The sequence below is a fragment of the Amycolatopsis sp. NPDC003861 genome, assembly GCF_053605405.1.
Genome location: NZ_JBSGJD010000005.1, coordinates 21924 through 29284 on the forward strand (window position 1 = coordinate 21924; position 7361 = coordinate 29284).

The 7361-nt window shown below is 72.0% G+C and carries 9 protein-coding genes; 6 read left to right on the forward strand and 3 right to left on the reverse strand.

The features are described from left to right. Positions 1–36: 36 nt before the first annotated feature. Genes ACWEVN_RS02675 through ACWEVN_RS02690 form a run of 4 tightly spaced genes read left to right on the forward strand, consistent with a single transcriptional unit; the run spans position 37 to position 4212 of the window. A complete protein-coding gene (locus tag ACWEVN_RS02675) occupies positions 37–477 on the forward strand; it encodes a MarR family winged helix-turn-helix transcriptional regulator (RefSeq protein WP_449682358.1) in 441 nt (146 codons plus the stop codon). Then, positions 474–1280 carry an ABC transporter ATP-binding protein gene (locus tag ACWEVN_RS02680; protein WP_449682357.1) on the forward strand — a complete coding sequence of 269 codons (807 nt, stop codon included), beginning with the start codon at positions 474–476 and terminating at the stop codon, positions 1278–1280. The genes ACWEVN_RS02675 and ACWEVN_RS02680 overlap by 4 nt, the downstream gene beginning before the upstream one ends. Further along, on the forward strand, positions 1240–2061 hold the full coding sequence (locus ACWEVN_RS02685; RefSeq protein ID WP_310977346.1) for an ABC transporter permease: 822 nt from the start codon (positions 1240–1242) through the stop codon (positions 2059–2061). Before ACWEVN_RS02680 ends, ACWEVN_RS02685 begins: the two co-directional genes overlap by 41 nt. Positions 2062–2097: 36 nt before the next feature. After that, on the forward strand, positions 2098–4212 hold the full coding sequence (locus ACWEVN_RS02690) for a transglycosylase domain-containing protein (protein ID WP_452049964.1): 2115 nt from the start codon (positions 2098–2100) through the stop codon (positions 4210–4212). Position 4213: 1 nt separating this feature from the next. Here ACWEVN_RS02690 and ACWEVN_RS02695 read toward each other — a convergent pair whose 3' ends face one another. After that, positions 4214–4639, reverse strand: coding sequence for a nitroreductase/quinone reductase family protein (locus ACWEVN_RS02695; protein ID WP_449682355.1), 426 nt, complete (start codon positions 4637–4639; stop codon positions 4214–4216). 46 nt (positions 4640–4685) lie between these two features. On the opposite strand from ACWEVN_RS02695, the gene ACWEVN_RS02700 reads away from it, so the two are divergent. Beyond that, the gene (locus ACWEVN_RS02700) at positions 4686–5198 is read left to right on the forward strand and encodes a zinc-ribbon domain-containing protein (RefSeq protein WP_452049965.1); all 513 of its coding nucleotides are present in this window, start codon (positions 4686–4688) and stop codon (positions 5196–5198) included. 332 nt (positions 5199–5530) lie between these two features. On the opposite strand, the gene ACWEVN_RS02705 is transcribed toward ACWEVN_RS02700, so the two are convergent. After that, positions 5531–5821 (reverse strand): hypothetical protein, encoded by a 291-nt coding sequence (locus ACWEVN_RS02705; RefSeq protein WP_449682353.1) that lies wholly within the window; start codon positions 5819–5821, stop codon positions 5531–5533. A gap of 169 nt (positions 5822–5990) precedes the next feature. After that, the gene (locus ACWEVN_RS02710) at positions 5991–6425 is read right to left on the reverse strand and encodes a single-stranded DNA-binding protein (RefSeq protein WP_452049966.1); all 435 of its coding nucleotides are present in this window, start codon (positions 6423–6425) and stop codon (positions 5991–5993) included. 113 nt (positions 6426–6538) lie between these two features. Here ACWEVN_RS02710 and ACWEVN_RS02715 point away from each other — a divergent pair, with 113 nt between their 5' ends. Then, on the forward strand, positions 6539–7150 hold the full coding sequence (locus ACWEVN_RS02715) for a PhoU domain-containing protein (protein WP_452049967.1): 612 nt from the start codon (positions 6539–6541) through the stop codon (positions 7148–7150). The last annotated feature ends 211 nt before the right edge of the window (positions 7151–7361 follow it).

Genomic DNA, 7361 nt, shown 5'->3' on the forward strand with positions numbered 1-7361 from the left:
TGCTAATAGATCTGAGGCAGAGCTACCTTCGAAAGCATGACCGAACTCGCCGACCGGCTGCTGGGGGCCGTCCAGGGCATCCGGCGGGTGGTGCGCCGGCGGGTGCGGGCCGACGTGCCGGGTAGCCCACTGCCCGGCGCCCAGGCCGAGCTTCTGCGCGTGGTGGCCGACCGCCCCGGCATCGGCGTCGCCGCGGCCGCTCGCGAGCTGCACCTGGCCAACAACTCGGTCAGCACGCTGGTGAACCAGCTCGCCGATGCGGGCCTGCTGCGCCGCGAGGCCGACCCCGCCGACCGGCGCGCGGCGCGGCTGGAGATCACCGCCGCGGCCGCCGAGCGGATGGCCGCCTGGCGCCGAGCCCGCACCGGGCTCGTCGCCGATGCCCTCGCGAAACTGTCCGAAGAGGACATCACCGCGATCGGGCAGGCGCTGCCGGCACTGGAAAAACTCACGGGCATCCTGAAGGAGCAGCCATGACCGAACCCGCGGCGGTGCGCTGCACCGGCCTGAGCCACTCGTTCGGCACGACCCGCGCGGTGGACGGTGTCGACCTCGAAATCCACCCGGGCGAGGTGTTCGGCCTGCTCGGCCCGAACGGCGCCGGCAAGACGACCACCCTCCGGATGATCACCACGCTGCTGCCGGCCGGCCCGGACCGCATCACCGTCTTCGGCGTCGACGTGGCGCGCCGCCGGATGGCCGTGCGCCGGCTGATCGGGTACGTCCCGCAGCAGCTGTCCGCCGACAGCGCGCTGACCGGCCGCGAGAACGTCGCCCTGTTCGCGCGGCTCTTCGACGTGCCGCGCCGGGAGCGGGCCGACCAGGTGCGGCTGGCCTTGGAGCTGGTCGGGCTGGCCGCCGACGCCGACCGCACGGCCAAGACGTACTCCGGGGGCATGATCCGCCGGCTCGAGCTCGCCCAGGCCCTGGTCAGCTCGCCGAGGCTGCTCATCCTCGACGAGCCGACGATCGGGCTCGACCCGGTCGCCCGCTCGTCGGTGTGGGACCGGATCGCCTCGATCCGCGAGGCGACCGGCATGACCGTGCTCGTCACCACGCACTACATGGACGAGGCCGAGCAGTACTGCGACCGCGTCGCCCTGATGCACGCCGGCCGCATCCGCGCGCTGGGCACCCCCGCCGAACTGGAGGCCGGCCTCGGCCCGGAGTCCACTTTGGACGACGTGTTCCGCGCGGTGACCGGGGACCGGATCGACCACGAAGAAGGAGGGATCCGCGGTGTCCGTGCCACTCGCCGTACCGCCCGCCGTCTCGGCTGACGAGGGCCCGCTGCGCCGGCTGCGCGTGCTCGGCGCCCGCGTCGGCGCGATGTGCCTGGTGGAGCTGCAGAAGCTGCGCCGCGATCAGACCGAGCTGCTCACCCGGGCGATCCAGCCCGCGCTGTGGCTGCTGATCTTCGGCGAGACGTTCACCCGGCTGCGCGCGATCCCGACCGGCTCGACGCCGTACCTCGACTTCCTGGCGCCGGGCATCCTGGCCCAGTCGGCGCTGTTCATCGCGATCTTCTACGGCATCCAGATCATCTGGGAGCGGGACGCGGGCGTGCTCGCCAAGCTCCTGGTGACCCCGACCCCGCGTGCGGCGCTCGTCGCGGGGAAGGCCTTCGCGGCCGGGGTCCGTGCGCTCGTGCAGGCGCTGATGGTGCTGATCCTGGCCGCGGTGCTCGGTGTCGGGCTGACCGCGAACCCGCTGAAGCTCCTCGCGATGGCCGTCGTCCTCGTGCTCGGTTCGGCGTTCTTCTGCTGCCTGTCCATCGTGATCGCCGGGATCGTGCTGTCGCGGGAACGGCTGATGGGCATCGGGCAGGCGATCACCATGCCGCTGTTCTTCGGCTCGAACGCGCTGTACCCGGTGGACCTGATGCCGTCGTGGCTGCAGGTGCTCAGCCACGTCAACCCGCTGAGCTACCAGGTCGACGCGCTGCGCGGGCTGCTCATCGGGACGCCCGCCCACCTGGGGACCGATTTCGCCGTGCTGGCGGTGGCGACGGCGGTGGCCGTTTCGGTCGCGTCGGCCCTGCTGGGCAGGTTGGCCCGGTGAGGCACATGTCTCACCGAACGGAACCTTTATCGCCCGATGCCTAATCTCGAATTCGTGAAACGTCGCGGGAGTGTGGTCCCTTTTGTCGGTTTGTGTCTGCTCGCCGGAATTCTGGTGGCCGGAACGGTGGCGCCCGCCGCCATCGGCGCGGGCCTGTTGTCGAATCAGGTCAGCGATTCGGTGGACGCCATTTCCGCCCAGCTCGCCGCCGCCGATCCGCCGCTGGTGACCACGGTCACCGACCGCGACGGCACCCCGATCGCGACGCTGTACGCCCAGTACCGCCTGCCCGTCACCGCGGCCGGGATCGCGACCACGATGAAGGCCGCGATCATCGCGGTCGAGGACCGCCGGTTCTACACCGAAGGCGGCGTCGACATGCAGGGGATGCTCCGCGCGGCGGTCAACGACAGCACCGGCGGGGCGCTGCAGGGTGCCTCGACGATCACGCAGCAGGAGGTCAAGAACTACCTGATCAACGTCGTCGACCGGAACGACCCGGCCGCCCAGCAGGCCGACCGCGAGGACTCGCTCGCCCGCAAGCTGCGTGAGGCGAAAATGGCCGTGCAGCTCAACGCGACCATGAGCAAGGACGACATTCTGGCGAATTACCTCAATGTGGTCGAATTCAGCGGAACCGTGTACGGGGTCGGCGCGGCGGCCAAGGCGTATTTCGGGACGACCCCGGACAAACTGACCGTTCCGCAGGCGGCGCTGCTCGCCGGAATGGTGAACAACCCCAGCATCTACAACCCGTACACGCACCCGGACAAGGCGCTGCAGCGCCGCAACCTGGTGATCGACGACATGGTCACCAACGGCTCCATTCCGGCCTCGTACGCGACGACGGCGAAGGCGGCCCCGCTCGGGCTGCTGCCGAACGGCCCGGTCACCCCGTCCGGCACCTGCCTGGGCGCGGCCCCGGACGCAGGCTTCTTCTGCGCCTACGCGGAGAGCTACCTGGTGCACGCCGGGTTCACCGCCGACCGGCTGGCCACCGGCGGGTACACGATCAAGACCACCCTCGACCCGCGCGTCTCGCAGGTGACCAAGGACGCCGTCGACGCGAACGTGCCGACCACCCAGGACGGCGTGGCCAACACCTTCGCCGTCGTCCAGCCCGGCCAGGACGGGCACCAGGTGCTCGCCATGGTCGCCAACCGCAACTACGGCACCGATCCGGCGCAGGGCGAGACGTCGACCGACATCGTCGCCGACGCGAGCAACGAGTTCGGCGCGGGCTCGTCGTTCAAGATCTTCACCTCGGCGGCGGCGCTCGTCTCCGGCAAGGCGGGCCTCGACACCCCGCTGCCCAACCCGGACAGCCAGTGCTTCCCGGTGCCGGACGCGCACGCCTCGTGCTACACCGTCCACAACGACGGTCACTACGCGGACCCGATCAGCCTGGCCGACGGGCTGGCGACGTCGCCGAACGTCGCGTTCGTCGGGCTGGAGAGCCGGGTCGGGATGCCCGCCGTGCTGGACATGGCCTACAAGCTCGGCCTGCGGAACACCCTCGCGACCAACGACGCCGGCCGCACGCCGGACCCGAAGTCGGGCAACCCGCAGTTCAGCGAGCCGCAGTCGCAGTACTTCCAGAACCTGCTGTCGTTCACCCTCGGCAACAGCCCGGTCAGCCCGCTGGAGATGGCGAACGTGTCGGCGACGCTGATGAGCGGCGGCGTCTGGTGCCCGCCGAACCCGATCCTGTCGGTGACCGACCGGAACGGCAACGCCGTGCCGGTCACGCAGCAGGCGTGCGAACGAGTCGTCCCCCAGGGCGTGGCGGACACCCTGGAAGCGGGGCTGAGCAAGGACACCACGAGCGGCACGTCCGCCGAAGCGGCCCACGCGGCCGGCTGGACCCGGCCCGACATCGGCAAGACGGGCACGACGCAGCTGAGCGAATCGGTCGCCTTCGTCGGGGGTGTCGACGACTACGCGGTGTCGTCGATGGTGTTCGCCGACGGGCCGCACCCGCGGGAGATCTGCCCGGGCACCCCGGTGCACCTCGGCAACTGCGGCCACGGCGCGTTCGGCGGCACGGTCGCCGCGCCGCCGTACTTCCACGCCATGAGCCGGCTGCTGGCCGGGGTGCCGGACAAGCCGATCCCCGCCGCCGACCCGGCCTACCTGACGGCGCGGTCGTGACCTACCGCGGTTCGAGGAAGACGAGCGGGATCTCGCGCTCGGTCTTCGTCTGGTACTGCGCGTAGTTCTTGAAGTCGGCGGTGATCTTGGGCCACAGCCGCGCCCGCTCTCCGGCGTCGGCGACCCGGGCCCGCATCGGCCGCTTGGGGCCGCCCTTCAGCGAGACCTCGACTTCGGGGTGGTCACGCAGGTTGAGGAACCACGCGGGGTGCGTGTCGTCGCCGCCCCGCGACGCCACGACGACCCACGTGTCGCCGTCCTGGTGGGGCGAGGTCAGCAGCACCGACCGCGGCTGCCCGCTCTTGCGGCCGACGGTGGTGAGTTCCAGGACCGGCATGGCGACCTGCCAGCCGACCCGCCCACCGGTGAGTTTGATCAGGCCGCGGTGGACGGCGTTCATGGTCTTCAGGGCGAAGTCGCTCGGCATGATCCCAATCTAGTTGTCCTCGGCCACGGCGTTGGGTACGGGCCGAATGTCCGGTTCGCCCGATGCCGGTGCCTGTGGGATCGGCGAAACCGCCCCGGCGGGCGGCCACGGTGTGCGAGGCTGCGCGGCGAAGGAAGAACCGAAAGAGAGAAGAACGATGCTGATCTGGGGCTGGCGTACCCGCATCTATGTGCTGGCGATGACGACGTTCCTGTGCGGCCGGTGCGGCAATCCGGCTTCGCATGCGGTGCGCAAGGCGGTCACGAAGTTCACGCTGTTCTTCATCCCGCTGTTCCCGATCAGCGTCAAGTACACGGCGCAGTGCACGTTCTGCGGGATCGAGAACCGCATCTCGAAGGAGGACGCGGTCCGGCTGCAGGCCCAGGAAGAGCAGGGCCAGGCCCAGCAGCAGGCCGCGTCGGGCTACCCGCCGCACCCCTCGCAGGGCGTTGCGCCGCAGGGGTTTCCGCCGCACCCTTCCCAGCCGCAGGGCTTTCCGCAGCAGGGTCAGCTCCCGCAGGGGCAGCAGCCGGGGCAGTTCCCGCAGCAGGGCCGGTAGGCGCGGGTCGTTCTGCTGGGCCCTGTTTCCGCGGCCAAGGCCGGTAGGCGCGGGCCGCCGCCGGACCCGGTTCCCGCGGCAAGGGCCAGTAGGCGCAGGCCACCGCCGGGACAGGTCACGCAGTAGGGCCGATAGGCGCGGGGCGTCGCCGGGCATCGCTTCCGCAGCGAAGGCCGGCAGGCGCAGGCCACCGCCGGGGCAGGTCCCGCAGTGGGGCTGGTAGGTGCGGGCCGTTGGCGGCGGGCCGGGCCGTCGCCCGGTTTGCGCGGGCCTCGCTGCCGCAAGGGTTGGGCCATCTCTGTTGAGTTGTCAAACATCCGCCGGTCGCCGGGTCAGGCGGCCGATTGCTGGTCGGGGGCGATGAGGGCCTGGCCTGCGGGGGTCAGGACCGCCGGCACCAGCTCGCCCGGGCGGCCGGGGCGGGCCGCGCGGATGAGGCCCTGGTGGGCCAGTGCGTGGGCCGCGAACTGGTCGCCGCACGAGAGGCCGTCGATGAACAGGTCCGGCTCGCTGCTCCACGACACCCGGGCGCGGCCGGCGCCGACCGCTCGGAGCATCGCCCGCATCCGGTGGTTGACCTCCGGGTGCGCGGCCGGTGAGCCGGTGTTCTCGTTCCCGTCCATGTCGGTCCCTCCCGCTCGTGGTTCGGCCTCTGCTGCTGCGTCGAATCGGCACGCGGGATTTCGACATCGGGTCCGGCCGGAGCGTCCCCTCATCGTCACCGCAGGCGATCCAGCACGGGTCGAAGCCCCGTCGACGAGCGTTCGGAGGCCGGTCGCGAACGGATGGGAGTCAGAAGGGCGGCTTCCCCGCCCCCACCGGTTCCGGGGTCCAGGCACTGCTCCCTTCGCCGCCCGTGGCGCGGACGGCCTTCGTCACCTTGGCCGTGGCGTACCGCAGGGACGGCCCGATTTCCTCGACCTCCAGCTCCACGACGGTGCGCTTCTCGCCCTCCTTCGTGTCGTACGACCGCTGTCTCAGCCGGCCGTGGGCGATCACGCGGGCACCGCGCACGAGCGACTCGGCGACGTTTTCCGCGTGCTCCCGCCACAGGCTGCAGCGCAGGAACAGCGCGTCACCGTCGCGCCAGGAACCGGATTCGCGGTCGAACACGCGTGGGGTGCTCGCGACCGTGAAGTTCGCGACCGCCGAGCCGCCCGGGGTGAAGCGCAGATCGGGGTCGCTCGTGAGGTTGCCGACCACGGTGACCATCGTTTCGCCTGCCATCGGTCTCTCCTTGTCCTCCGGGTGCGGGGTGCACCGCTCTTGCCGATGAGGAGAGCACGGGGGTCCGACAATTCCCGGATGCCGACACCCGGGCGGGGTGGTTTCCTGCCGCCATGCCGACGGCGTTTGAGAAGGAGCTCGTGACGCTCGCCCACCGGCTGGCGGACCTGGGCGACCTCGTCGCGATCGCGCTCGAGGAGGCCACGCGCTCGGTCCTGGAAAGTGACCACACGCTGGGCGGACGTGCGCGGGAACAGGCCGTCGCGGTGGCCGCGCTCGGGGCCGCGTGCGAGGACCAGGCGTGCGCGCTGCTGGCCCTGCACGCGCCGCCGGAGGCGGGGGTGAAGGCGGTGGTCGCGGCCGCGCACACCGCCGCGGATCTCACTCGGATGGGTGGACTTGCGCTCGACGTTGCCGAGGCGCGGGGGCCGGTGCCGTCGGACCTCCGGCCCGCGGTGGGACGGCTGGGTGGGCATGCGGTGGCCGCGGCGCGGGCGCTGCGGGAGGTGCTGGTCGGCGGGGACGAGGCTCCGCTCGGTGACGCGGTTGCGCTGGTCAGAACCGCCGAGCGGGAGGTGCGGGCGTGGGTGGACGGCCGTGCGTGGCCGCTCGGGGCCGGAGTGGCGGTCGATCTGGGGTTGCTGGCCGCGGTCTACGGGCGGTTCGCCGCGACGGCGGTCCGGGTGGGACGCCGGGCCGCGGGGTTCGCGCCGGTGGGGGCTTAGCGGCTCCGGCGCCCCGGCTCCGGCGCCCCGGCCGCAGGCATCCCGCCGCAGGCCTCGCGGCTCCGGCGCCCCGGCCGCAGCCGCCCGGCCACAGGCACCGCGGCCACAGCCACCCCGGCCACAGCCACCCCGGCCACAGCCACCCCGGCCACAGCCACCCCGGCCACAGCCACCCCGGCCACAGCCACCCCGGCCACAGCCACCCCGGCCT

Bases quoted from the DNA above. Each gene is read 5' to 3' on its own strand.
- ACWEVN_RS02675 (WP_449682358.1), top strand. From the start codon at position 37: ATGACCGAACTCGCCGACCGGCTGCTGGGGGCCGTCCAGGGCATCCGG.
- ACWEVN_RS02680 (WP_449682357.1), top strand. From the start codon at position 474: ATGACCGAACCCGCGGCGGTGCGCTGCACCGGCCTGAGCCACTCGTTC.
- ACWEVN_RS02690 (WP_452049964.1), top strand. From the start codon at position 2,098: ATGCCTAATCTCGAATTCGTGAAACGTCGCGGGAGTGTGGTCCCTTTT.
- ACWEVN_RS02695 (WP_449682355.1), bottom strand. From the start codon at position 4,639: ATGCCGAGCGACTTCGCCCTGAAGACCATGAACGCCGTCCACCGCGGC.
- ACWEVN_RS02700 (WP_452049965.1), top strand. From the start codon at position 4,686: ATGTCCGGTTCGCCCGATGCCGGTGCCTGTGGGATCGGCGAAACCGCC.
- ACWEVN_RS02705 (WP_449682353.1), bottom strand. From the start codon at position 5,821: ATGGACGGGAACGAGAACACCGGCTCACCGGCCGCGCACCCGGAGGTC.
- ACWEVN_RS02710 (WP_452049966.1), bottom strand. From the start codon at position 6,425: ATGGCAGGCGAAACGATGGTCACCGTGGTCGGCAACCTCACGAGCGAC.
- ACWEVN_RS02715 (WP_452049967.1), top strand. From the start codon at position 6,539: ATGCCGACGGCGTTTGAGAAGGAGCTCGTGACGCTCGCCCACCGGCTG.